Raw genomic sequence first — 23,885 nt, forward strand, 5'->3', positions numbered from 1 at the left:
GATTATCTCCTTTTTCTATTATAAGATATTTTGTCCAACTGCTTTTTCTACACTTTTTTGTATCTCAGCAATCCCGATTCCCAAAGATCCTTGATGATTTGGGATCAAGATGATTGCTGGTGTCAACTGTCCTTTATAGCGTTCGATCGTTTCAGGGATTTCCTTTGCGCACTGCTCCGTTAAATAAATGACCCCGTATTCTTGTTTAGCCATCTCATCAACAGCGTGTCTGATCTCCTGCTTCGTAGCACTATTTCGAACATCGAATCCAAATAATTTGAATGGCAAGACAGAATCTTTATCGCCCACTACACCTATTTTATGCGTCATAGACTTGTCTCATCCTTTCTTTTAACTGTTCGATCGAAAAATGATTTCTTTTACCAATGATCAACAGTCGAAGATTCTTGCATTCTACTTCTTTCGCGTTCATAAAGGCCAATAGAGGTAAAGGTCCAAAAGCTTGGGTCTGAGCAATTTGATAATAAGAACTTAAATAGTCATCTTTCAGTTGCTCTAACCTCACCAAATCGATCATCCCATCCTGTATTACCGGTTTTAATAACTCGCTATAATTTGTAGATTGTAAAAATTGAATATACGATTCGAGATCACTGTGCACAAAGGACAAGAAATTTTCCTTCGCAATCTCTCCTGAGCTAGAGATGACTGTGGTCATGAATCCAAGAGATTGTTGCTGTAGGATTCCTCTTGCCATAGTTGTAATATTCGTCAAATCAATGAAAGCGATGATTTCTTCTAGTAACTCCTGATAGCCAAGTTTTTCCCCTAATCTACGCTGTTCTGTCAGAAAACATCGATCATAAATGACATCGATTCCCTGCAAAACAGAAGAGGCATCAAAATATTCTCGCACTTCTTTGATACAAGTCATCAGGTTACTTGGTAAGACAGACGATGCTTGTGTATGGATCGCATCTTTCACTTCCTCAAGTGTATAGAACCCATCATCAATGAACAGATGGTCTAAATCTTTTCCAGTCATCTCTGACTTCGTCAACACCTTCAAATTATGAAATGTATAACGCATCGTGTAGATCCAAACGATTTCTGGTTCTGGGGAAGACTCTTTCAACCATTTGAATAACTCGCTTCGTTCTTTTGCAAGATTATCTTCAAAATCATACTCAAATCCTTCGTGGATATAGGGACTGTAGATCGTGGTCTTTAAAATCTCTCCAAGGTCTTCGATTGAATCAACTTGAAGCATTCGGTCAAAGGTCTCTTTAGAGATCAATTCCAGTTCTCTGCCACGTATCAAGGGATTCAATTCATGGTACTCCATTCGTCATCCCTCCTTAATCAAATAATTGTTGAGCAATTTCGAAGCGCATCGTTTCTTCCACTTCTCTTATTAAATTACGGTACAAAAAGTTATACTGTACGCCTTGATCATCGATCAAAAAACCAGCTTGCTTTTCAATCACTTCTTCATCCAATACCAATTCAAAGGGAAGTTCATTATTCCACTTATCGATCAATTCTAAAGAAACATGATCCACTGTTTTTTCGCCTAAAATCAAACGAACTTGTCCCGTCAAAGTCAATGTATGAAGCATTTCTGTCATCAAATCTATTTGCGCTTCTTTAGGTTGGCTTTCCAGTTGAGTAGTAGCTTCTGTAAATAACCGTTGTAAAAAATTTTGCTTCTCATTCAACGTCTGTTGTCGACTTTCTACTTGCTGTCTATTTCTCAATTGGCGGTAATTTCGCTCAATGCCTTCTAATTGCCTTGCTTTTTGTTTTTGAAAGTCATTTTCTAATTTTAATCGCTTCGTTTCAAATTCTTGCTCGATTTCGTTTCGTTTCGTCGCTTCGAGAAGTGTTCGTTCTTCTTGCGCTGTTTTATTCATCTGCGTGATGATTTTATCAATAGCATCCACTGGGCTTCCTCCTTATGAATCTTAAGCATTTAGAACAAGTAAGAAAGAAATAACGAATCCTAGGATAGCATATGTCTCTACCATCGCCGCATAAATGATTCCTTTCGTTGCGTGTTCTGGTTTTTTCGCTAAGATTTGAATACCAGCAGCGGCAACTTTCCCTTGAGCGATACCAGAAAATAGGCCCGTAAATGCGATTGGTAAAGAGGCACCTAAAAAATTAAGTCCTTGAACAACTGTCATATCGCTTCCCAAATTGATGAAGATCAAAAAGGCAATAACAAATCCGTAAAGTCCCTGTGTCCCTGGAAGCAACTGTAAAATCAGTGCTTGACCAAATTTTTCCGGTTGGCTTGTCGTCAAAGCTGCTGCAGCTTCCCCTGTCATACCAACTCCTTTAGCAGATCCAATCCCTGAAAAAATCGTTGCTGTTGCCATCGCTAATACCGCAAATACCATTCCACCGTTTTGACTAATCAAATAATCCATCATTGTTTCAAATTCCTCCAATTATATCTATTTTTTCTTATGATTGATGTTGACGTATTTCTCCGCTGTTTTGAACGGTTTGAAGGCACGTCCGCCTCCACTATAAAATTTCCCAAAAAATTCAACGTATTGTAGTCTTGCACCATGGACATATGCACTTAAAAGTGTCAAAAACATATTAAGGGCATGAAGTGCAATGATCAGGATGATCCCCACACTAAAACGTGCAGCGGGTGGCATGAATGCCACTAACATATTGAACGCAGCACCGATGCTCCCTCCAGATATTCCTAAAGCCATCAAACGAGTGTAACTGACCAAATCTCCGATATATCCGGTCAAGCCATACAAGTTATAGGCACCCTTCGCCATCCCTTTGACTTTCGATGAAGATTGAAAAATAGGAATGATCAGGATGCACAATGCGGAAAGAACTGCTAATCCGATTCCTAGGTAAACAAATGCTTGGTTCTTTAAGATCATCATGCCTAGCAAAACAAAGATGATCCCCATCAAAATCCCTTGCCAAGCAAAACCTTCATTGACCGCATCGATATACGCTTTACGTTTTATATTTTCCTTTGCTGCAATAAATAATCCAACTAGTATCTGGATCAAGCCAAAGATGACAGACAAGATCAAGATCGTATTGACATCGTTGGTCGTTGATAATATCGGAAACGGTAAATGGATACCACCTATCTCTTTTGGCAGCTCGTTTCCGAAGAAGGAACTATAGATGAATCCCCAAATAATTGAAGGGACCGCTAAAATCTCAAAAAATTTAGCAAATCGCTGCATACTACGAGGCAGTACGATGAATCTTTGGACAAGAAAAGCGCCTAGAAACATCAGTAATCCATACCCGATATCAGCCACCATCATCCCGAAAAAGACTAGATAAAATGGGGTCATCCATGGCGTAGGATCTACCTCTTCATACTTTGGCAAACTGTACATCTCCGTCAACATTTCAAATGGTGCTACGATTGGATGGTTTTTCAGTTTAGTTGGTACTTCTTCTGCTATTTCGTTCTCCGTTGGTTCTTCAAAACTGACATATACTTCTTCTGCCAAATGTTCTTGTTGCAACAAATGGATAAAATCTTCTTTTTCTTCACTATCTATCCAACCTTGCACAATGATCAAGTATGGTGAGTGGACCAGTCGATTCGTGATTGCTACTCGCTCTGCTCTAGCCAAAAGGATTTCTTCTGTCCATTCAAATTCAACAATATAGCCACTGCAACTAGCAATTTCAGAAGCAAGCTTCTTTTGTTGCTTACTGATTTCAGTTAGTTGTTTCTTTACAACATTTAGCTGTTGGCGCGGACTATTTTCGTATTTATACTCTTCTTTGACGAACCCATAACGACTAGCGATATCATCTACAGCTTGCATCTTGTTTTGCAAAACGATATAAGCAAAATAGACCGTTGTTTGTGTCGCGTTGACTTCCTCAAGATAGATATCTTGTATCTTTGCCAGTTCTTCTTTGAAGGCTTCGGCATTGGCTGCACTGACTGTTCCGATGACGAATGACGTAACCTGACTAAGAAAAGCAGAAGGTGTCGCATCAAGATTTTGCCAGTTATTCAACCATTCTTCTTCACTTTCTAACTGATCACGTTCATCTATCAATTGTTCCCATCGTTCTTTCAGTGAGAGTACTTCATTTAATTTCCTTTGAAACGCCTCTTCAGAGTAATCTCTTTCCAATTCTTGTAAAGAGAGTTCCCGTCTTTTTAGATGTCTTTTTTTCTGTCCTTTTTCTCCGTGATGTTCAATAAATTGAATCGCTGTTCTTATTTCTGATAGTTCACTTGTCAAAACGGCTGCTTTAGATTCTTTGTCGATCGTAGCAGTTTCAGGGAAATATTTTTCTACCCATTCATTATTCTCAGATTCTTGAAAAAGGTCACGAATTTCAACAGCATGCATTCCTTGAACAACTTGCAGGATCTGCCCTTGATTTTTCTTATCTGAAATGAGAGTCACTTTTTCCATCTTAGTGACGGCCATATGTCTGTATCACCCTTTCGATAATCGCCGAGATTGCTTGTTCTTGATGTGTCTGATATTGCTCAAGCAAGCGTTCCTGAAGTTCTTTTTCAGTTGCCTTCAACTGCTCTTTTTGTTCTGCAGTTTGTTTTTCTTCCAAACTGATTTTCTCCTCGATCAACTGCGCTAACTGTTGCCGATGTTTTTCTTCTATTGCTGCTAATTCTTTTTCTTTTGACTCAGAATAATTATTTAATTCTTCGTTCAACTTGACCAACGATTGTTGATTTTTTTGTTCCGCTTCTTTTATCTTCTCTAGAGCCTCTAGCAAAATTCACACATCCTTTCTGTTAAAAAAAAGGGCACATGCTTTCTTTTTCATTGAAAGTATGTACCCTTTTAAGATAACTGTTTAAAATCAGGCACTTTCAAAAAACGTTCTTCTCACCCCTTGAAGAACTAGATCCTTGAAGCTTGCGCCCAACCTTTTTTATTCGTACTTTAATTAAAGTATAACAAAATATGAATAGAATTCAACAGCGTTCTCTCATTCTCTTTGTAAAAAATTATTTTTCCAAAGGGACGAACGATAAAATAAGTTTTTTCTTCATATATACAAAGTGTTTTAAAAATTTTTAAATTACTGATAGAATATGTCTAATTTATTATTGGGAGGAATTATTATGTCACCTATCATTGGAATTGCCGGTAATCAGTTGATCAGAGCAACTGATACCTTTCAGGGAAACCAAGTAACCTATACCCCTCAAGGATTTGTCAACGCAGTCCAGCAGGCTGGCGGACTGCCTATGATCTTGCCGATCTCTGAACCTAGCAGTGCGTCTTCTTACATCCAGAAGATCGACAAGCTGATCCTTGCAGGCGGTCAAGATGTTTCACCTCAACTTTATCATGAAGCTCCGCATCCTAAACTGATGGAAACGAATCTACAAAGAGATCATTTTGAAGAAGCATTGATCAAAGAAGCACTAAAACAAAAGAAACCGATCCTCGCAGTTTGTCGTGGCATGCAACTTTTGAATGTTGCCCTTGGAGGAAGCTTATACCAAGACCTATCTCTATATTCCGACTGATCTATTAAACACGATCAATTTCCGACTGAGCCACAATTTGCCACTCATGAAGTCACTATTCTTACGGATACGACATTAAATAAATTTCTTCCTACATCGTATTTTGTAAATTCGTACCATCATCAAGCAGTAAAAGAATTGGCCCCTGATCTAAAAGCTACTGCTCTTTCACCGGATGGCCTGATTGAAGGCGTGGAAAGTACGGAACTAAAACTATTAGGTGTCCAATGGCATCCAGAGCTTACTCACCGCACAAATCCACTTGATCAGCAGCTATTCACCTATTTTGTGCAAGAATATTAATGCAATATGATACGCAGATCACTTGAATCTATCAGTCTTCCGCGTATTTTTTTATTGTTTGCGTTGATAAGCCAATAAACGTTTCAATTGGTTGACTTGTTGTTGCAACTCTATTCCTTTGGATGTGTCTCGGTTAAATTTTCTAGGTAGTTGTTGATCGATCACTTTCTTGACATCTGCTTGATTACTCGTCTTTTTTAATTGCTGTTCAATACCAAGGGAGGGGTAATGGGTAACAATTTGAAAACCATAAGAGTTACACAATAGCGAATAACCAGCGATCCCAGTCGTTTTTTGATACGCCTTCGATAGTCCACCATCAATCACAAAGACGGTACCATTGGCTCTGATCGGTGATTCTCCTTTTTTGACTTTGACCGGAGTATGACCGTTGATGATGACTGATCCATTTTCTTCTACACCAAATTCTTTAAGAACTTTCTTGCTGAACCATTCCTCGTTTCTTAAAGTATAATAAGGATTTCTTTTCTCTATATGAGTTTCCTTTTCGGTTAGAAAATAACGTTCAAATGTTGCCATCTTACTTTTCCCAAAGAGCGGCGAAAATGGTCCGATCTGAGCATACCAAATCAAATCTGTTGCCAGATCATCTTTTACAGTAATCTTTTTCGCACTAGTTCGGATTTGCTTTTCAAAGAAATCCAATAATTTTTTACCAGAATAACTTTTATTTTCTAAAGAAAATGACAGGAAGCCACCTTCTTGGTCGATCGGTATACATCCATGAAACAAAAGATGCTGATTATATGTCAGATACATTGCTCCTTTGGTCAACAAAAATTCCATATGCTTCTTCATTCTCAAAGAATGTTGAAATGAGTACATCAAGCTATCGATCACTTGTCTTTCTTCTGGCAACAATTGATTCGGATTCTTTGGATCAATCGTTTGAAAGCAAGCGCCATTGATCGTATGAACCGTTCCATCTAACTTGATCGTGTTGTGAGAATAATCGATTTGAGTCAATAAATCTCGTTGGGCCATCTCAAACTCTGGTCGTCGTTCCAATATTTGTGACTCCACTTTAAATTGCATGATTGCAAGTGCTTGATGGATCTTCTCCATTTCTTTTCGTTCTCTTGTTGTTAACTCCTCATGATTTTTTGGTGTAAACAGAGGATTTTCATCATAATTATCATTTGAAAAAGAAGCTAGAATACGAAAGTTCAAGCCATATTCTTTCTCCAAATCAAATAAATAGTTGTACCGAGCGGCAATCCTTAACAGTGTCAATAAGCAGGCTTCCGAACCGCAATAAGCGCCAAGCCATAAAAGATCGTGGTTTCCCCATTGGATATCGATAGATGAGAATTTCATCAGTCGATCCATTACTTTTGCAGCTTGGGTACCTCGATCAAAGATATCCCCAACAATATGGACATGATCAATGACCATTGTTTGGATCGTCTGCGCCAATTTTTTCAAAAAACGCTGTTCTTCACCCATCAACGTCAATTGATCAATGATTTTTTTGACATACTCTTTTTTGCCGGCAACTCGGTCGTCGATATACAATAATTCCTCAATGATGTAACTATACTCTTTAGGCAGTCCTTTTCGAACTTTTGAACGTGTATACTTTACAGAAGTAAAACGTAACAATTCGATCAATTGATGGATCAGCTGTGATTTGTCTTGCTTTTCGTACCATTCAGTTGTGACAGCATATTCTGGATAAGCAACAAAGATCGTCAGTTGTTTGATGTCTTCTTCATCCAAAGAGTCATGAAACAACTCTTTGATTTTTTCTTTTAAATTTCCTGAACCAATACGCAAAATATGATCGAACGCTGGAAATTCTCCATGGATATCACTTAAAAACAGCTCTGTCCCTTTCGGAAGCTGCAAGATTGCCTCCAGATTAATGATCTCTGTGATCACATCTTCCATTGTAGGGAATTTTTCTGACAATAACTCTAAATATTGATCCATTCTAAGACCTCCAGATTGGTATACTTAAAATTATAGTGAATATAAGCGCTTTTTTCAACATTAAAATCTTAATTCACTTCGGATCAAAAAAATATTGGTCTATCTATAAAAAGAAACACGTTCACTAAGAAAACTCCTCTTAATGAACGTGTTTCTTCATCTTCGTTTTGTGTTAGGCTTTTTTGCGTTCATTTCTCATGATCGATATCGATTGTTTCAATGAACTCCATAGTCCACCCTCGCTATAAACAAGCACATTGGATTTGTACATATTTGCAGAAAGAAACATTAAAACAAAAGTGACTACGATCAATATGACAAGTGAGACCATCGCTCCACTCGCATCGACCGTTTCATTCGCTAAACGAACAGGCATGATGTAAGAAGAAAGGAATGGAATATAAGAGGTGATACGAATGACGATATTATTAGGATCAGACGCACCTAAGATCAGACCTAACATATATCCACCTAGCGATAAATAGGTGACAGGTAAAATCGCCTTTGCTGTATCTTCTGCTTTATTCACTAATGATCCGCATAGTGCTGCTAGAACAGCGAATATCAAGATACCAAAAAACATGAATAGCAATGAATACCATAGGAATGGTCCAAAAATGCTATCTAAAGAAATCCCATCTAAAGCATTTTTCACGATATCCATATTTTTGAATTGATTAAATCCGACGCCAAAAATCACGCCATATAATGCCATTTGTGTCACAGCAACAAGCAAAACGCCTGTCAATTTGCCATAGAAATGTTTTTGAGCCGTTGTACTAGATAAGATCACTTCCATGATACGCGTACCCTTTTCAGAAGCAATCTCCTGTGCAATGATTTGTGCATACGTCAAGATAATGATGAACAAGATGATCGTTGCGACATAGCTAACTACATATTGTACATCAGAATTGTCTTCTCCCACAGTCATCTTTCCTTGATCGTTGAAACTGACTTTTTGGCGGGAAAAACTTGCTGGCTGACTAAGACTTGCTACTTCTTCTGGCGAAACGCCCAGCGTACTTGCTCTAAGCATCGATTGCACACCCGTCAGTTGTTGTTGGATAAGTAACTGCGTACTTTGACCTAATGAATTTTCGCTATAGAGTTTCCCTTTGACTTCCTCGTTAGCTACCGAAACGGTCATATAGGCATCGATTTTTTCATCTGCCAATTCTTTTTGTGCCTTTTTTGTCGAATCGATTGCTTTAAACTCAAAATCATCTGTTTTCACTTGACCTAGTTGTTGTGTCACCTGCGGATCATCTGATAGGACCCCAATTTTATTGACCTCACTATTTTGTTGCGCAAAATTCCCTGCAACGTAAATGACCCCCATCATAATAAATGGCACTAAGATCATGATCAGAAAAGAAATAGATTTGATATTTTTTAAATAGACATCTTTTGTAATGATCCAAAATTTACGCATCCATCTCACCTGCTTTCATTTTGAAGATCTCTTCCAAAGTAGGCGGTTGCTGATTGAACATCGGAATGTAGCCAAACTGAGTTGCTCGCGTGAAAATCTCTTTCCCTGCCTCTGGATCTTCTAATGTGACTTCCAATGTTTGGTCTTCATGAAGGGTCACATTTTTAACACCTTCGATTTCAGCTACGTCTTGTTGTGTCAGATCAGATTCTAAAAATACTTTTGTTCGGCCAAAAGATTCTCTGATTTCATGTACTTTTCCATCTAAAACCATTTTCCCATTTCGCAACATGATCAAATGATCACAGATTTTTTCAACATTATCCATATTATGACTTGAGAAGATCACACAAGAACCCTTCTCTTTTAATTCAATGATCCCATCTTTCAATAGTTCTGCGTTGACTGGATCCAACCCGCTAAATGGTTCATCTAGGATGATCAGCTTGGGTTCATGGATCAACGTAGCAATCAACTGTACCTTTTGCTGATTTCCTTTTGATAGCGATTTGACTTTATCTGTTTTCTTGCCTTTTACTTGGAATTTTCCCATCCAAAAATCGATTTTCGGTTCAATTTCTTTTTTTGATTTTCCTCGTAATTCCGCAAAGTACACCAGTTGATCTTGGATCGTCACTTTTGGATATAATCCTCGTTCTTCAGGCAGATACCCAATGATATCGTAATCTTTTTCTCCTAAATGATGACCATTCCATAATACTTCCCCTTGATCTTGTGTCAAAAAATCTAAAATCAGTCGAAACGTCGTGGTTTTTCCCGCCCCGTTTTGTCCGATCAATCCCATGATCTTTCCATCTGGAATCTGAAATGATACATGGTCAACAGCTGTGTAGTTCCCAAAAGTCTTTACCAGATCTTTAACTTCTAACATCGTTTCACTCCTTCGCCACTAGTATATTTCTTCAAAAAATAAATCGCATACATTCGTAAGAATAAAACCAAGAGGGGAACCTGACATTTAAGAAGAAATACCCCCTATTGTACCGAAACGATTGTTGGCTATCATTTTTCTTATAAAAAATGATAGGACACTTTACAGTGTTTGTAAAGCGTCCTTTGTTAGTTTTCATGTAATTTGTCAAAAACATTTTGTGCGACATTTTTAGGTAAGCCGATTTGTTGAAGTTCTTCGACTGTTGCTGCTGTAATATTTTTTAGAGATTTGAATTCTTTCAAAAGAGTTTTTTTCCGTTTTGGTCCTAATCCTTCGATTTCATCTAAGCGCGAAGCAAAACTATTTTTACTTCGAAGTTGTCGGTGAAAGGTGATTGCAAATCGATGGACTTCATCTTGTACTCGTTGCAATAAAAAGAACTCAGGTGAATTTCTTTCCAATGGAACGACAGCTAGATCTGAACCAAAAAGTAATTCATTCGTTTTATGCTTTTCATTTTTTGCCATTCCTGCTACGGGAATATCGATACCTAACTGGTTCTCCAGCACATCTTTTGCAACATCGACTTGACCTTTTCCCCCATCGATCAAGATCAAATCAGGCAAAGGCAAGCCTTCACGGATCACACGTGCATATCGACGATAGATAACTTCCCTCATGGAGGCGTAGTCGTCAGGACCCTTCACTGTTTTGATCTTATATTTGCGGTATTCCTTTTTTGCTGGTTTCCCGTCAATAAATACGACCATCGCAGCGACTGGATTTGTTCCCATGATATTAGAATTATCGAAAGATTCGATACGTGTTGGTGTAGGGATATTCATTGCATTTCCTAACCGTTCCACGGCGCCAATCGTTCGTTCCTGTTTTCGCGCAATCAGATCAAACCGTTCATTTAAGGCAACCGCTGCATTTTTATTGGCAAGTTCCACTAGTTTTTTCTTTTCGCCTCTTTTTGGCTGTAACACTTTGGTGTCTAATAGAGCTTCCACGCTTAACTGGTCGATCGTATCAGGGATCAAGACTTCCTTGGGGATGAAATGTTCATTTTCTTGATAGAATTGGCCGATATATGTTAAAAAGTCTTCTTCCGCTTCATTATAAAAAGGAAAGATAGAAACGTCACGTTCGATCAATTTTCCTTGTCTCACAAAAAATACTTGGACACACATCCACCCTTTATCGATGGCATAACCAAATACATCTCGATCCACTAAATCGGTATTCGTCATTTTCTGTCTTGTCATGATCGTTTCGATTGCTCGGATCTGATCGCGGTATTCTGCGGCCTTTTCAAATTCCATATTTTCAGCAGCCTGCACCATTTTTTGGTGGATCTCTGACTCAACTTTTTCATGACCGCCGTTTAGAAACCCTTTTACTTCATCGACGATTTTCGTGTATACCTTAGGATCGACATCAAAGTAATACGGACATAAACATTGGCCTAAATGATAATACAAACAAGGTTCTTTGGTTTGACTTGGCTTACATTTACGTAAAGGAAACAGTCGATCAAGTATTTTCTTTGTTTCATTCGCAGCCCCTACATCGGGATAAGGTCCAAAGTAAAAAGCTTTATCCTTCAATACTTTACGTGTGATCACTAAACGTGGGTATTTTTCATTGGTGATTTTTAAAAAAGGATACGTCTTGTCATCCTTTAGCATGATATTATATTTAGGATCGTTCTTCTTGATCAAGTTGATCTCTAAAAGCAAGGCTTCGATATTTGATTCAGTCACGATATATTCAAAGTCTACGATCTCACTAACTAATCGTTCTGTTTTGGTATTGTGGCTACCTGTAAAATAAGAACGAACACGATTCTTTAGGATTTTTGCCTTTCCCACATAAATGATCGTTCCATTTTTATCTTTCATCAAATAGCAGCCTGGTTGATCAGGAAGTAAAGCTAATTTGTTTTTGATGCGTTCATTCATTGTATACTTCCTTTCAAATTTCATTGTATTCATTATAACATGATTGATAAATTCGTTGTTTCACTGTCATTTATTTTGACAATAAATTAAATTTTACAAGTATCGTCTGCATTATGACACTGCGCAAAAAGAAGAGGGCGAGACAAAAGTAAACATCACTTTTTGTCTCACCCTCTAAATCCGAATTAAGGACCTCTTTTTAAACCTTGTAACTAGTTTTCACGACCTTATAAATAAGGTTGTTCATTCTATAAATGTTGACTGATCATTTGACGTAGTTGTTCTTTCGTATGAACACCAATCGCTTTTTCAACTACTTGTCCATCTTTTTTCAACAATAATGTTGGAATACTCATGATCCCAAATTCTTGTGGTGTTTGTGGATTTTCATCTACATCCATTTTTACGATCCTGAATTCATCTTCATCGTATTCTTCTGCTAATTGATCCAAAATTGGTGCTTGCATGCGACAAGGTCCACACCAAGTTGCCCAAAAGTCAACCAATACTAAGCCTTTGTCTGTTTCTTCGTTAAATGTCGTATCTGTAACTACTTGTGACATATAAAAGACCTCCATTTTTTAGTCTGATGGTATTATAGCATTTTTCTTTTCCAGAAACGAGCATTCTGCTTACATTAAGTAAGTTTTATTTAAACTTAACGATCGTTGCGCCATTCCCACCTTGATTAGCGGGAGCAAATTCATAGCTTTTTACACTTCGATGATTTTTTAGATAGTCCGTGATCCCTTTGCGTAGTGCTCCTGTTCCTTTACCATGGACAATAGTGACTTGAGGATACCCAGCCAAGATTGCTGCATCAAGGTATTGATCCACTTCAGTCAGTGCTTCTTCATAACGTTTTCCACGAAGATCTAGTTGATTTGCCACATGACTGGCAGACTCTGATCTTACTGTATGCACCACTCTTTGTGTTGGTTCTTTTTGCGGAGCTACTGGCATCAATTCACTTTCAGAAACATTCATCTTCAAGATACCGATCTCCACTTGCCATTGATCCCCGTTTTTACGTAACAAGGTTCCTCGCTGGCCATAAGTCGTTACAAGAACTTCATCTCCAGGTTTGAGCGTCTTTTGTTCCTTCGCTTTTTTCAATACTTTATTTTTCTTCAATTGTTCTTCTTGGTGTAAGTTTGCTAATTGTGTTTTCGCATCAATCAATTGATGCTCTTTCACATTTCCTTGTCCGATCTGTTGTTGCATTTTTCGGATATCTGCGATGATGTGATCGGCTTTTTCTTCTGCTTCCGCCACCAGATCATTTGCTTTCTTTTTCGCTTTTTCTAGTTCTTTTTCCCGTTCTTCAAAGAAATAACTATACGCATCTTTTAGATTTTCATACAAACTCTGTGCCTCATCAACATAATGACGCATTTCCAAGTATTCTGTTTCAGCCATTTTACGACGACTTTCTAAATCAGAAATCATTTCATTCAAATCTTGGCTTTCATCATTCATCAATTGTTTTGCTTCATTGATCACATCTTGATCTAGTCCTAACCGACTCGAGATCTCAAATGCGTTGCTTCGACCTGGAACACCGATCAGTAAGCGATATGTTGGGCTCAATGTATCCACATCAAACTCCATACTTGCATTGATCGTATTGGCACGATTATAACCATACACTTTCAACTCTGGATAATGAGTCGTTGCCATGACATACGCTGATTTTTTCCCTAGATCATCTAGGATAGCGATAGCTAATGCTGCTCCTTCTTGCGGGTCTGTCCCGGCACCTAACTCATCAAATAAAACTAAACTTTTTTCGTTTACTTTCGCTAAGATATCCACTGTATTGGTCATATGAGAAGAAAAAGTCGATAAACTTTGTTCGATCGACTGCTCATCTCCGATATCGGCAAATACTTCTTCAAAAATTCCAATCTGGCTATCTTCACCTACAGGGATCGGCAGTCCAGCCTGCCCCATCAATTGAAGTAAGCCAAGCGTTTTTAACGTGATGGTTTTCCCACCTGTATTTGGACCAGTGATGACGATTGCTTGATAATTCTCACCGATCGTAATGTCATTAGCCACAACTTTCTCTTGGTCGATCAATGGATGCCGTGCTTGTTTGAGCACAACATGATTCTCTTCGCTGATTGTCGGAACAATTGCTTTTAATTCTTTCCCAAAACGAGCTTTGGCATTCATTATATCCATTTTTCCAATAACATATGCGTTATGGATGATCTCATTACGATGAGGAACAAGCTCTGCTGACAATTCACTTAATATTCGTTGGACCTCATTACGTTCGGCAATCTGGTACTGTCTTAACCGGTTGTTCAAGTCAACGATTTGTTTTGGCTCAACAAATAAAGTTTGACCAGAAGCACTTTGGTCATGGACTACGCCACCAAACACACCACGATATTCTTGTTTTACTGGAATAACATAGCGATCATTTCGCATCGTGATGATTGCATCACTCAAATATTTCGCGTTTTTCCCTCGAACGATGCCATCTAATTGCTCTCTAACCGTTTGTTCGCTGCGACGAATGTTTTGACGGATACTTTTTAGTTCTGGTGAAGCATCATCTGTCACTCTGCCATCTTCATCGATTGCTTCTTTTAGTCGACGGCTTAAAACCGGGATCGTAACTAGCTGGTCAGCCCAAAAATACAAACGATAGAAGTCGATTTCGCTGTCAGCTAGATCATCAATGAATCGTTTCAATTCACTAGTTGTTGATAACACACGAGAAACTTCCGCTAATTCAACCCCATTCAAATCTGCACCGATTTCGATCCGTTTCATATGTGGTCGGATGTTTTCCAATTTTGGTATCGGGATGCCTCCACGTAAACGTTGGACTTTCAATCCATCCTCTGTTTCAGCCAACCAATCCGTGATGTGTTCTTTCTGATTAACAGGAACTAATTTCACTAGTTCTTCTTGTCCTTGAGCTGTCACTAAATATTGACGGACAAGCTGTTTTACTTTTTCAAATTCTAATGTTTCAAGGATTCGGTTATTCACTTTATCACCTTATCTTTCACTAAAAAAAGTTGTAACTCTTCGCATCAGCTCTTTCGCTTCTGCCATCCTGTCACAACCTCTTTTCAATCGTTTTGTTTCATCAATCCTATTGATTGATGATATTCGTTACCCATAGATCATGGATTTTGTCACTCAATAGCGGTGTCTTCTCAACAATAAAGCGTGCAAGACTATTTCCACTAAATTGATTTTGGATAAAATCTACTGGAACAAGAGTCAATAAGCTCAAAAGTAAGAAAATCGTCACATAAGCAACCACAACAGACAGCACACCGCCTGCTAGCCAGTCTACTTGCCTCAACACAGGGACATAGGTCAAACTGTGAGCAAAAATCCCGATGAAGCGAGTGATCAATGCACCCGCCAATAGAATCAGCAAGAAGGCCACACCTGCATAAAAGGCCTCATCTAATCTAAAAGAGATCGCTTGATCAAAAAAGACCATTTTAGATGTAGAAGTCGCTGCTGGATAAGGAATATATAACTCTAAATGATCCGCTAACTGTTTGTAAAAATGCTGGGCCGCAAAAAACGATAGTACATAGCCTATCGTATAAACCACTTGCATAGCAAAACCTCGCCTGGCCCCTGAAAAAAACGCAATCAGCAAAATAAATAAAATCAATAAACTTAACATGCCACGTTCCTTTCTCCTCGTTAATTTGAAGATTTTTGTTTGATTTGGCCTTTTCTTTTTTCATTCAAGATTTGTTGTGCTTCCATATGATTTTTGATTTCACGGTCAGGTTGCCCGTTTTCTTTCAAAACTTCTCGAGCTTCATTTTCAATTGCTTCGATCCGTTTGATACGGTTCTCCATTTCGGTAAATTTAATCATTTTTTTCTTTAAGTTTGCCACTTCTTTTTCAAGTTCTAAATTTTTTTCTTGTTTTTTCAATTGATCCGAGAGCGCATTGACAGCCATCAAAATAGCTGCTTGTTCGTTATCGATTTGAGGTGACAATTCCTTCAACTCTGCTAATTGTTCATTGATCAAATTTGTCACGATATCCATGTGATGTTTCGTTTCACGTCCAATGATCGTGTAAGTTTGGTCGGCAATCACTGCTTTATAGCGTGTTTTTTCGTGCGCCATCCGAATCATTTCCCCCTATTGATAAAATTATTATCTAGTGTACCATGAAGTTAATGATTTAACAGCTGTACACACATTTCTTTAATTTACTTTATCATTATATGATAAACTAAAAAAAAATGCTATGTCTCCTACTATTCTTATGTTTAGAATGTATGGAGAGCAAACTATTTTGGACAATGTCAATAAATTGGAGGCACCATGAGTAACGTAATCATAAAAACAACTACTAAACAGATCGAAAAAATGAAACAAACTTATTCAACTTTTTTATTACCAAAAAAAGTTCCTTATACATCTTTTGTAGCAAAAAAAAATGGCACTACGATCACTGCTTATACTTCTGGAAAAGTCATGTTTCAAGGCACAAATGCAGAAAAAGAAGCTGGTCGTTGGGGTGAAGCCCAATCAGCAGCCAAAAAAAATAGCAAAAGTACGGATTTGCCACCTGATCTTCCTCATTTATCCGTGCTAGGAAGTGATGAAGTCGGCAATGGGAGTTACTTTGGCCCGCTGACCGTCTGTGCCGCATATGTCGACAAAACAAAACTTGATTTATTGAAACAATTAGGTGTGCGCGATTCAAAAGAAATGAAAGATCCACAGATCGTTCAATTAGCGAAGATACTAAAAGAAACGATACCCTATCAGCTACTTGTTTTATCTCCGAAGAAATACAATGAGATCCAGCCAAAGTATAATGCAGTTCGGATGAAGGTCGCTTTGCATAATCAAGCAATCCATTTGTTGTTGCAAAAAATAGCACCCACTAAACCTGATGCTATTTTGATCGATCAGTTCACGCCAGAAGCAAACTTTAAAAAATATGTACAGTCAGAAAAAAATCAAATCCAAGAAAAACTTTATTTCGTTACTAAAGGGGAACAATACCATCTAGCTGTAGCAGCTGCCTCTATCATCAGTCGCGCAAGTTTTTTAGAAGAACTCGATAAAGCATCTGCAGAACTAGGTTTTACACTGCCTTCTGGTGCTGGCACAAAATCTGATCACGTAGCCGCTAAGATTTTACAAAAAGGTGGGTTACCTTTACTGGAAAATTACGCCAAACTTCACTTTGCCAATACAGAAAAAGCCAAAAGATTGATGGGCTGATCTTCACAAATCAAAGAGGTCGAGACAAAAATCGCGTAGGTTTGAGAAATTATAAAAAAAGGCTGGAACAGAAGTGTTCAACTCCGAGAAATAAGAAGGAATCAACGAAAATTGCTTGTCAAATTTTTGTGGATTTCGGCTTATTTCCGAGGGAGTTGCTTCTGCTTCCACCGTTTATTCGTTTTTAAAGAATGGGACAAAAGTATTTCTTACTTTTGTCCCACGTTTTTTTCTTTTTTTAAATATAGCATACGAAGCTGCTCAACCTTGAAGTTCAAAATAATCGCGTAACGCTTCAGTTAAGCTTTCTGCTAGTTGTTGTTGATAGGAAGAAGTCGTCATTTCTGCTAGATCAGCATCATTATTCATGTACCCCATCTCTACTAAGAGCGCAGTTTGAAGATTTTCCCGTAAGACCTGATAATTGCCTGTTGCAATGCCTCTTGAGGCAAGCGGCAAATCGTCAAATGAATCCGAAACTGTCTGGGCTAATTTTTCGTTCTCTTGATAATAGTAGTACGTCGTGATTCCTGTTGCCTCATTGGCATACTCTGTAGAATCGGCATGCAGACTAATAAAAATATCCGCTTTTTTTGCTTCACTATACATACAGATATCTCCTAGCTGTACAAATGTATCACTAGTTCGGGTAAGATAAACCGTAGCACCTGCTGCTTCAAGTTCTTTCTTTACTTTCTTAGCTGTACTCAAAGTAATCGTTTTTTCTTCTATTTCTTCGTTGGTACTCAATGCCCCCGTATCACTTCCTCCGTGACCTGGATCGATTACGATCACCGCATCAGATAAGTCTGTTGGGTTCTCCTGCACTGTTTTTTCCACTATGCTCCCATTTGTCAAAGCTAGATATCCCGTCGTTCCGTCATTGGTAGTTACTTGATAAGCATCATCTTTTTGGGTGAGATAAGTAGTAAGCTCCCCACCATTGACTACTGTTAATGGGGTTGTCAACGCAGCGTCTGCATATAGCGTGCTATCTTCTTTTCCAATTTTTACCATTGTTTTTGTTTCTGTCGAACTCGTTGTTGCAGCTTGCGTGGCCTTTTCTTGACTAGTACTTGCTTCTTCTGCAGCTGTTTGTTTATCAAAAAAGTTGGATTCATTGCTCGCTATCACACCGAGTAACCCAATAAAAAGAATCAGAATCACTTTCTTCATGTTCTTTCACCTCGTGAAGCAAACAATACGATGTTAAGCTTAAAGACAACTTAAATTGAATTTTTAGTCAAAAAAGACACACGTATGAAGGAATTGTCTCATCCCTTCATCGTGTGCCTCACGATGATCCGCTGGTTGCTGTTAAATTTTTTGTTCAACACAACTATTCACTGATCACGCCGTGTAAATATAAGTCGATCAACTGTTCCACAGTCATGGACTTTTCAACAGAGTTGCCTGCTTGTGTGATATATGGCGAGAGGATCAAAAAGAAATGTCTGGCTGCAATTTCTTGTGTGACATTTTCTCGAAGTGCTTCTCGGTTCTTTGAAAAAATGACTTCAAAAGGTTCACGATAATTTTTCTTCCATAACGCAAAAAGATGGTTCCTCGTTTCGCTTGAGATATTTTGTTTCAAATCATGGAGCATCATGAATAGATCGACCAAATGACTGTCAATCAAATACCTCGCCATCGCTGTCAATGTTTGCTGAAAGGTCACATCGCTTGTTTCTGAGATTTTTCTTAAATCTTGACCGACTGTCGTCAGATGTTCTTCAAGAACTGCTTTGTACAATTTTTCTTTATCACTAAAATAATGGTACAAGTTCGGTTGAGTGATTCCAGCTCTCTGGGCTATCTCCCTAGTTGAAGTACCCAGATATCCCTTTGACATAAACAAGCGATTGGCTTCCTTCAAAATCTTTTCTTGCGTATCTTTATTGTAGCGATGAACCATATGCACACCCTCTTTTCAGGCTTAGTCTGTTTTTTCTTTAAAAACACCATCTTCCATCATAAAGACTTTATCACATTTGTCAATAAGTCTTGTATCATGTGTGACCATAATGATCGCTTTATTCTTTTCTTTTGACTCTTTCGCGAGTATATCGACTACTTCTCTCGCTTTTTCAGAATCTAAGCTAGCTGTAGGTTCATCCGCCAAAATGATTGAAGGATCGTTATACAAAGCCCTTGCAATCGCTACTCTTTGTCGTTCACCGCCCGACAGTTCTTCTGGGTATTTATTGACCAAACTGTCGACCCCTAGCTGTTCAAACAATTCGTTAGCTTTCTCTTGTCGTTTCTCATGTTTCACTTTATCCACCAAAATCAGCTGTTTTTTCACCGTTAGAAACGGAACCAAGTTTGAAGCTTGTAAAATGAAGCCAATCTCTTTAAAACGAAGTTTCACCCGTTTACTTTCAGGCTGATTACTGAACTCTTCCCCATTGATCAGTACAGAGCCTTTACTAGGCGTCTGCAATCCACCAGCCATTGTTAAAAATGTACTCTTTCCTGATCCAGAAGGTCCAATGATTGCGACGAATTCGCCTTTTTCAATACGCACATTCGTTTTTTTCAGTGCGTGGACGATCTGATCGCCATCTTGAAAACTCTTTTCCACTTCTTTAAATTCAATTGCTGCCATTTTTATTTTCCTCCTATCCAATCGCCTTTAGTGGATCGATTTTTACGATCGTCCGAACTGAGAATAGCGCGCCTAAAACAGCGACTACTAACATCAAGACACTGATCACTCCAAAGAAAAGCCAATTACTTTGGAAAGGTACGGTATCTGGTAACACCAAGGAAGTTCCTACTGTTCCCAACAATCCCAGAGCAACACCAAAAACTGAAAGTAAAAATGTTTGCGCTACTACCGAACGTGCAATAAAACCACCGGTAATCCCTTGCGCTTTTAGTACACCAAAAATATTGATTTTTTGCATCGTTAACACATAAATAAAAATACCAATCACGATTGCTGCAATTACGATCAAAAAGCCGATCATAAAGCCAAAAGTCAATACTTGTGCATTGTATCCAGGCAATTCATTGATGAATTTTGCAATACTGATTTTTTCGAGATCATCAGGCATTTTATCGACACTGCCCCTAACCACTACAGCGTTGATTCGCGCATTTTCACTAGTATCTGTTTTTTCAAAACGAATCTCTTGATACGCATCAAGAGTCGTATATAAGACTGGTGAAACATTGAATTTGGCATTTTCTGTAAAACCTGTCAGCTTAAATGTCTTATCACTTCCAGAAAGTTTGACCGTATCGCCAATCTTCAGTCCATATTCTTCCTTCAAACTGATATCCCCAACTGCTTCATCGTTTCCAGAAAATTCTTTTCCTTCCACAAGCTTCGGCATTAAGAATTGACTTGGATCGATACCAAAAAAACTCACATTGATCTTACCCGCATCTTTATTGTCCTTGCTAGTTACTACTCCAGGTGTTTGCGCTAAGTACGCAACTTCTCCACCTTTCACTTCTTCGGCTGTCTTTTTCGTGATCATCGACATCCCAAGATTTGTGTTAGAATCTTTGGATAAAACGATATAATCGGCTTCCCATTTATCCACTGCCGTACGATTATCTTGTGCCAACCCATAAGCTAATCCTGTTAAAAAAAAGACAAGGTAAGCAATCAAAAACATGACTCCAGCTACTAAAGCATAGCGTAATTTTGAATGAACAATTTCATTTAATGCTAAAAACATCTAATTCCCCCCTTAAAAAATGATCGATCGATAAATTTATTTTATCACTTGATAAATTTTTAATGGAATATTATGCTCATGAAAAAAGAAGCATGTGGGACAAATCTAAAATTCAGGTTTGCTACAGACTCTCGAATAAACGGTGGGAGCAGAAGCAACTCCTTCGGAAATAAGCCGAAATTCACAAAAATTTGAAAAGCAATTTTCGTTCATTTCTTCTTATTTCTCGGAGTTAAACACTTCTGTCCCAGCCTCTCTCAAATTAACGGCATCCAAAAGTCATTTTTTTCGAAATTCAAAAAAAAAACGACCAATACAAAAAGCGTATTGCTCGTTTTTCTCTCCAATTTCTCAAATCGAAACGACTTTTGTCTCGACCTCTCTTTTCATGTACGACTATTGGCCATAATATGCTGTTTTTCCATGTTTTCGATAATAGTGTTTATCTAATAAATATTGAGGTGTTCGAACAGTATTGCCATTCAGTTCTTCTGTTGCTTTTGCTAGCTGACAAATTTCATCCAATACAATCATATTTTCGACTGCTTTTTCTGGCGTAGCTCCAAATGTAAACGGTCCATGACTAAAAACGAGGATACCTGGGATAGCTTGAGGACAGATTTCTTTCTCTTTGAAACATTCAATAATTACTTTCCCAGTATTTTCTTCATATTCTGTTTGCACTTCTGCTTCTAGCAATTGACGAGTACAAGGAATATCGCCGTAAAAAGTATCTGCATGGGTCGTTCCATATACTGGCACTTCTCGTCCTGATTGAGCCCAAGCCACTGCGTGAGATGGATGTGTATGAACGATTGCTGAAATATCCTTGAACTGTTGGTATAACATGAGATGTGTGAGTAGATCAGAGGATGGCTTCAATGAAGGTTTCTCAAACGTTTTTCCTTGCAAATCGCACACGACCATATCTTCCGGTTTTAATTCGTCATAAGGCACCCCGCTTGGTTTAATTACAACGATTTTTAATTTACGATCAATCTCACTGACATTCCCCCACGTCAGTTTTACCAAGCCTTCTTCAGGAAGTCGCCGATTTGCTTGGTAAACTCTGTCTTTTATCTCTGCGATCTTTGTTTCATTACACATGATATCCCGCCTCATTCAATTTTGGATAAAGATAATCTTTCGCTTCTTGTATTTCATTTTCATATCCAGCGTTTTCCCCACTCCACATTTCTATGAGAAATGCACCTTCATATCCCGAACGTTTAAGAACTTTTAATAAACCTAAAAAATCAACGCATCCTTTTCCGAATGGGACGTTTCGAAATTTACCTGTTGATTCTGTTGTGACGGGATAAGTATCTTTTAAGTGAATAGCCACAAGATGTTCCTTCCCTTTTTCCAATTCCATTGCCGGATCATTTTCTGACCAAGCAGACAAATTGCCTAAATCGGGATAGAGCTGTAAGAAAGGAGACGGGATTTGATTTTTTATTGCCATAAATTTCGTGACAGAATTTATAAAAGGATCATCCATGATTTCAATAGCTAAGATGATCCCATAACGAGATGCTTCTTGCACACTTTCAGTTAAGCATTCGATAAATCGTTCTCTAGATAATACAGATTTTTGTTCATAGTATACATCATAGCCCGCAAGCTGGATTATCTTTATGTTCAATCTATGGGCTAATCGAATAGCCTTTTTCATGATATTTTTAGCTTTATTTCGCTTTTTTTCGTCGTCCGAACCAAATGGAAATCTGCGATGTGCACTAAGACAAAGTGAATGGAGCCAAATTTCCGAAGCGAACAGCTTACTTTGTATCATTTTAATTTCTTTCTCAGACCAATCAAGTCGTGCCAACCGTTCGTCACTCTCATCAATTGATAATTCCATAAAATCAAAGCCAAGTTTATTTACTAAAGCGAAACGCTCCGCCCAAGAAATATCTTGCGGTAACGCCTTCTCATAGATTCCTATAACAGCCATCACTTCACCCCCAAATACGAGCAATTTCAGTCTTAAATCGCTCTGCGGCTAAAAGTGGTTCTTTGGACGCAGTGATTCCTCGACCAACGATAAAACTGTAAATAGACAGGTCTTTGAATAATGGTAATATCTCTGGAGATAGTCCACCTGTCACAGAAACTTTGAAACCTAATTCAACTAGTTGTTCCACTTTTTCTAAGTCTTTTTCGCCCCATGATTCACCTGCAAGCAATGAATCTCTGCTTTGATGATAAATAGCCTGTTCAATTCCAAGTTTGAGCCATTTTTCTGCTTGTTCAAATGTCCAATCTCCGTAAAGTTCTATTTGTATTTGCTTCACCTGTGTTTGAGCTGCTTCCATGGTTGCTAAAGAAGCACAACAAATCACGGTCATCACATCTGCTCCAGCGTCCGCTACATTTCTTGCTACAGTTCTACCCGCATCTGCACATTTCGTATCCGCAACAATTTGCTTATCAGGAAATAACTCTCGAATACAACGAATTGCTTTTTTTCCTTCTTGAAGACACAAAATCGTTCCAACTTCAATGGTATCCACTATTTTACCAACTTGTTCAATGTCTTCTAGTGCTTCCGCTAATGAATTATGATACAAAGCAATTTGCAAGTTTGGTTGTATCATTCTCCCTCCTCTTTCTTGTATTTTTTGTATAAATTTGATGTTGAAAATTTTTCCTTGATCTCTTTTGCTGACATTACATTTTTGATTCCTATAACAAGGACTCCTCTTTTTTCTGCTTGTTTAAACATCGCTAAAAAATTTTGAGGTGTAAAAACTACATCATATTGACTAGCTGAACTTTTTCCTTCTGAAAGCGCACAACGATGGATTTTGATGATAGGAATTTTCAATTCTGCCATTGCTTTTTCTACACTACGCATCATCATTAGACTTGTTCCTGATCCATTTGCACAAGATACTAAAATTCTCATGTTTAG

23 protein-coding genes, 2 pseudogenes and 1 other annotated feature are annotated in these 23,885 nt (G+C 38.2%); of the genes and pseudogenes, 2 read left to right on the forward strand and 23 right to left on the reverse strand.

The window, feature by feature from the left end; translation table 11 throughout:
- Positions 1-18: 18 nt before the first annotated feature.
- From ED2_RS00335 to ED2_RS00360, 6 genes are read right to left on the reverse strand one after another with little or no spacing between them, the layout of a single operon-like run.
- Positions 19-330, reverse strand: a complete 312-nt coding sequence (locus tag ED2_RS00335; protein WP_005878381.1) for a V-type ATP synthase subunit F — start codon at positions 328-330, stop codon at positions 19-21.
- The gene (locus tag ED2_RS00340) at positions 320-1,306 is read right to left on the reverse strand and encodes a V-type ATPase subunit (protein ID WP_016177380.1); all 987 of its coding nucleotides are present in this window, start codon (positions 1,304-1,306) and stop codon (positions 320-322) included. The genes ED2_RS00335 and ED2_RS00340 overlap by 11 nt, the downstream gene beginning before the upstream one ends.
- A gap of 13 nt (positions 1,307-1,319) precedes the next feature.
- Positions 1,320-1,904 carry a hypothetical protein gene (locus tag ED2_RS00345; protein WP_005878377.1) on the reverse strand — a complete coding sequence of 195 codons (585 nt, stop codon included), beginning with the start codon at positions 1,902-1,904 and terminating at the stop codon, positions 1,320-1,322.
- Positions 1,905-1,925: 21 nt separating this feature from the next.
- A complete protein-coding gene (locus ED2_RS00350) occupies positions 1,926-2,396 on the reverse strand; it encodes a V-type ATP synthase subunit K (protein ID WP_005878375.1) in 471 nt (156 codons plus the stop codon).
- A gap of 24 nt (positions 2,397-2,420) precedes the next feature.
- Positions 2,421-4,415, reverse strand: coding sequence for a V-type ATP synthase subunit I (locus tag ED2_RS00355; protein WP_060789668.1), 1,995 nt, complete (start codon positions 4,413-4,415; stop codon positions 2,421-2,423).
- Positions 4,402-4,725, reverse strand: coding sequence for a hypothetical protein (locus ED2_RS00360; protein ID WP_005878371.1), 324 nt, complete (start codon positions 4,723-4,725; stop codon positions 4,402-4,404). Before ED2_RS00360 ends, ED2_RS00355 begins: the two co-directional genes overlap by 14 nt.
- 107 nt (positions 4,726-4,832) lie before the next feature.
- Positions 4,833-4,880 (reverse strand) — a sequence feature (sodium ion sensor (DUF1646 type); this cis-regulatory element may regulate processes involved in with the transportation of sodium ions).
- 197 nt (positions 4,881-5,077) lie between these two features.
- Between ED2_RS00360 and ED2_RS00365 the strand changes: the two are divergent.
- Positions 5,078-5,791, forward strand: a pseudogene (locus tag ED2_RS00365) (gamma-glutamyl-gamma-aminobutyrate hydrolase family protein).
- Positions 5,792-5,842: 51 nt separating this feature from the next.
- On the opposite strand, the gene ED2_RS00370 reads toward ED2_RS00365, so the two are convergent.
- The 8 genes from ED2_RS00370 to zapA form a co-directional block, all read right to left on the reverse strand.
- Entirely contained in the window at positions 5,843-7,744 is a 1,902-nt protein-coding gene (locus ED2_RS00370; protein WP_060789669.1) for a fructose-bisphosphatase class III, read from the reverse strand.
- 172 nt (positions 7,745-7,916) lie between these two features.
- Complete coding sequence (locus ED2_RS00375; RefSeq protein WP_016177376.1) at positions 7,917-9,179, reverse strand: ABC transporter permease; 1,263 nt, start codon at positions 9,177-9,179, stop codon at positions 7,917-7,919.
- Positions 9,172-10,071, reverse strand: coding sequence for an ABC transporter ATP-binding protein (locus ED2_RS00380; protein ID WP_016177375.1), 900 nt, complete (start codon positions 10,069-10,071; stop codon positions 9,172-9,174). The genes ED2_RS00375 and ED2_RS00380 overlap by 8 nt, the downstream gene beginning before the upstream one ends.
- Positions 10,072-10,259: 188 nt before the next feature.
- Positions 10,260-12,038 carry an excinuclease ABC subunit UvrC gene (gene uvrC / locus ED2_RS00385; RefSeq protein ID WP_005878361.1) on the reverse strand — a complete coding sequence of 593 codons (1,779 nt, stop codon included), beginning with the start codon at positions 12,036-12,038 and terminating at the stop codon, positions 10,260-10,262.
- A gap of 248 nt (positions 12,039-12,286) precedes the next feature.
- The gene (trxA, locus tag ED2_RS00390) at positions 12,287-12,601 is read right to left on the reverse strand and encodes a thioredoxin (RefSeq protein WP_005878359.1); all 315 of its coding nucleotides are present in this window, start codon (positions 12,599-12,601) and stop codon (positions 12,287-12,289) included.
- An 85-nt stretch (positions 12,602-12,686) separates the two neighbouring features.
- Entirely contained in the window at positions 12,687-15,047 is a 2,361-nt protein-coding gene (locus tag ED2_RS00395) for an endonuclease MutS2 (RefSeq protein WP_016177374.1), read from the reverse strand.
- Positions 15,048-15,153: 106 nt separating this feature from the next.
- Positions 15,154-15,705, reverse strand: a complete 552-nt coding sequence (locus ED2_RS00400; protein ID WP_016177373.1) for a CvpA family protein — start codon at positions 15,703-15,705, stop codon at positions 15,154-15,156.
- 20 nt (positions 15,706-15,725) lie between these two features.
- Positions 15,726-16,163: a cell division protein ZapA gene (zapA, locus tag ED2_RS00405; protein ID WP_005878354.1), complete on the reverse strand. Its 438-nt coding sequence runs from the start codon at positions 16,161-16,163 to the stop codon at positions 15,726-15,728.
- Between the two features lie 201 nt (positions 16,164-16,364).
- On the opposite strand from zapA, the gene rnhC reads away from it, so the two are divergent.
- Positions 16,365-17,276 carry a ribonuclease HIII gene (gene rnhC / locus ED2_RS00410; RefSeq protein ID WP_005878352.1) on the forward strand — a complete coding sequence of 304 codons (912 nt, stop codon included), beginning with the start codon at positions 16,365-16,367 and terminating at the stop codon, positions 17,274-17,276.
- Between the two features lie 261 nt (positions 17,277-17,537).
- Here the strand turns inward: rnhC and ED2_RS00415 are convergent, their stop codons facing one another.
- The 9 genes and pseudogenes from ED2_RS00415 to ED2_RS00450 all read right to left on the reverse strand — a co-directional run bounded on the left by ED2_RS00415 (position 17,538) and on the right by ED2_RS00450 (position 23,879).
- On the reverse strand, positions 17,538-18,452 hold the full coding sequence (locus tag ED2_RS00415; protein WP_016177372.1) for an N-acetylmuramoyl-L-alanine amidase family protein: 915 nt from the start codon (positions 18,450-18,452) through the stop codon (positions 17,538-17,540).
- Between the two features lie 163 nt (positions 18,453-18,615).
- A complete protein-coding gene (locus ED2_RS00420; RefSeq protein WP_005878348.1) occupies positions 18,616-19,191 on the reverse strand; it encodes a TetR/AcrR family transcriptional regulator in 576 nt (191 codons plus the stop codon).
- A gap of 21 nt (positions 19,192-19,212) precedes the next feature.
- A complete protein-coding gene (locus tag ED2_RS00425; RefSeq protein ID WP_005878346.1) occupies positions 19,213-19,884 on the reverse strand; it encodes an ABC transporter ATP-binding protein in 672 nt (223 codons plus the stop codon).
- 13 nt (positions 19,885-19,897) lie between these two features.
- On the reverse strand, positions 19,898-20,968 hold the full coding sequence (locus ED2_RS00430; RefSeq protein ID WP_005878344.1) for an ABC transporter permease: 1,071 nt from the start codon (positions 20,966-20,968) through the stop codon (positions 19,898-19,900).
- Positions 20,969-21,099: 131 nt separating this feature from the next.
- Positions 21,100-21,219: pseudogene (locus tag ED2_RS16485) on the reverse strand (DUF3788 family protein); the annotation flags it as partial.
- 145 nt (positions 21,220-21,364) lie between these two features.
- Positions 21,365-22,075, reverse strand: a complete 711-nt coding sequence (araD, locus tag ED2_RS00435; RefSeq protein WP_016177371.1) for an L-ribulose-5-phosphate 4-epimerase AraD — start codon at positions 22,073-22,075, stop codon at positions 21,365-21,367.
- Positions 22,068-22,925, reverse strand: coding sequence for an L-ribulose-5-phosphate 3-epimerase (locus ED2_RS00440; RefSeq protein ID WP_016177370.1), 858 nt, complete (start codon positions 22,923-22,925; stop codon positions 22,068-22,070). Before ED2_RS00440 ends, araD begins: the two co-directional genes overlap by 8 nt.
- A gap of 4 nt (positions 22,926-22,929) precedes the next feature.
- Positions 22,930-23,568 (reverse strand): 3-keto-L-gulonate-6-phosphate decarboxylase UlaD, encoded by a 639-nt coding sequence (locus tag ED2_RS00445; protein WP_016177369.1) that lies wholly within the window; start codon positions 23,566-23,568, stop codon positions 22,930-22,932.
- Complete coding sequence (locus tag ED2_RS00450) at positions 23,565-23,879, reverse strand: PTS sugar transporter subunit IIB (RefSeq protein WP_005878337.1); 315 nt, start codon at positions 23,877-23,879, stop codon at positions 23,565-23,567. The genes ED2_RS00445 and ED2_RS00450 overlap by 4 nt, the downstream gene beginning before the upstream one ends.
- Positions 23,880-23,885: the final 6 nt, after the last annotated feature.

The sequence above is a fragment of the Enterococcus durans NBRC 100479 = LMG 10746 genome, assembly GCF_001544215.1.
Classification (GTDB): domain Bacteria; phylum Bacillota; class Bacilli; order Lactobacillales; family Enterococcaceae; genus Enterococcus_B; species Enterococcus_B durans.

Excerpts from the sequence above, each read along its gene's own strand:
- ED2_RS00335 (WP_005878381.1), bottom strand. The coding sequence starts at position 330 with ATGACGCATAAAATAGGTGTAGTGGGCGATAAAGATTCTGTCTTGCCA.
- ED2_RS00340 (WP_016177380.1), bottom strand. The coding sequence starts at position 1,306 with ATGGAGTACCATGAATTGAATCCCTTGATACGTGGCAGAGAACTGGAA.
- ED2_RS00350 (WP_005878375.1), bottom strand. The coding sequence starts at position 2,396 with ATGATGGATTATTTGATTAGTCAAAACGGTGGAATGGTATTTGCGGTA.
- ED2_RS00355 (WP_060789668.1), bottom strand. The coding sequence starts at position 4,415 with ATGGCCGTCACTAAGATGGAAAAAGTGACTCTCATTTCAGATAAGAAA.
- ED2_RS00370 (WP_060789669.1), bottom strand. The coding sequence starts at position 7,744 with ATGGATCAATATTTAGAGTTATTGTCAGAAAAATTCCCTACAATGGAA.
- ED2_RS00375 (WP_016177376.1), bottom strand. The coding sequence starts at position 9,179 with ATGCGTAAATTTTGGATCATTACAAAAGATGTCTATTTAAAAAATATC.
- ED2_RS00380 (WP_016177375.1), bottom strand. The coding sequence starts at position 10,071 with ATGTTAGAAGTTAAAGATCTGGTAAAGACTTTTGGGAACTACACAGCT.
- uvrC (WP_005878361.1), bottom strand. The coding sequence starts at position 12,038 with ATGAATGAACGCATCAAAAACAAATTAGCTTTACTTCCTGATCAACCA.
- trxA (WP_005878359.1), bottom strand. The coding sequence starts at position 12,601 with ATGTCACAAGTAGTTACAGATACGACATTTAACGAAGAAACAGACAAA.
- ED2_RS00400 (WP_016177373.1), bottom strand. The coding sequence starts at position 15,705 with ATGTTAAGTTTATTGATTTTATTTATTTTGCTGATTGCGTTTTTTTCA.
- zapA (WP_005878354.1), bottom strand. The coding sequence starts at position 16,163 with ATGGCGCACGAAAAAACACGCTATAAAGCAGTGATTGCCGACCAAACT.
- rnhC (WP_005878352.1), top strand. The coding sequence starts at position 16,365 with ATGAGTAACGTAATCATAAAAACAACTACTAAACAGATCGAAAAAATG.
- ED2_RS00415 (WP_016177372.1), bottom strand. The coding sequence starts at position 18,452 with ATGAAGAAAGTGATTCTGATTCTTTTTATTGGGTTACTCGGTGTGATA.
- ED2_RS00420 (WP_005878348.1), bottom strand. The coding sequence starts at position 19,191 with ATGGTTCATCGCTACAATAAAGATACGCAAGAAAAGATTTTGAAGGAA.
- ED2_RS00425 (WP_005878346.1), bottom strand. The coding sequence starts at position 19,884 with ATGGCAGCAATTGAATTTAAAGAAGTGGAAAAGAGTTTTCAAGATGGC.
- ED2_RS00430 (WP_005878344.1), bottom strand. The coding sequence starts at position 20,968 with ATGTTTTTAGCATTAAATGAAATTGTTCATTCAAAATTACGCTATGCT.
- araD (WP_016177371.1), bottom strand. The coding sequence starts at position 22,075 with ATGTGTAATGAAACAAAGATCGCAGAGATAAAAGACAGAGTTTACCAA.
- ED2_RS00440 (WP_016177370.1), bottom strand. The coding sequence starts at position 22,925 with ATGGCTGTTATAGGAATCTATGAGAAGGCGTTACCGCAAGATATTTCT.
- ED2_RS00445 (WP_016177369.1), bottom strand. The coding sequence starts at position 23,568 with ATGATACAACCAAACTTGCAAATTGCTTTGTATCATAATTCATTAGCG.
- ED2_RS00450 (WP_005878337.1), bottom strand. The coding sequence starts at position 23,879 with ATGAGAATTTTAGTATCTTGTGCAAATGGATCAGGAACAAGTCTAATG.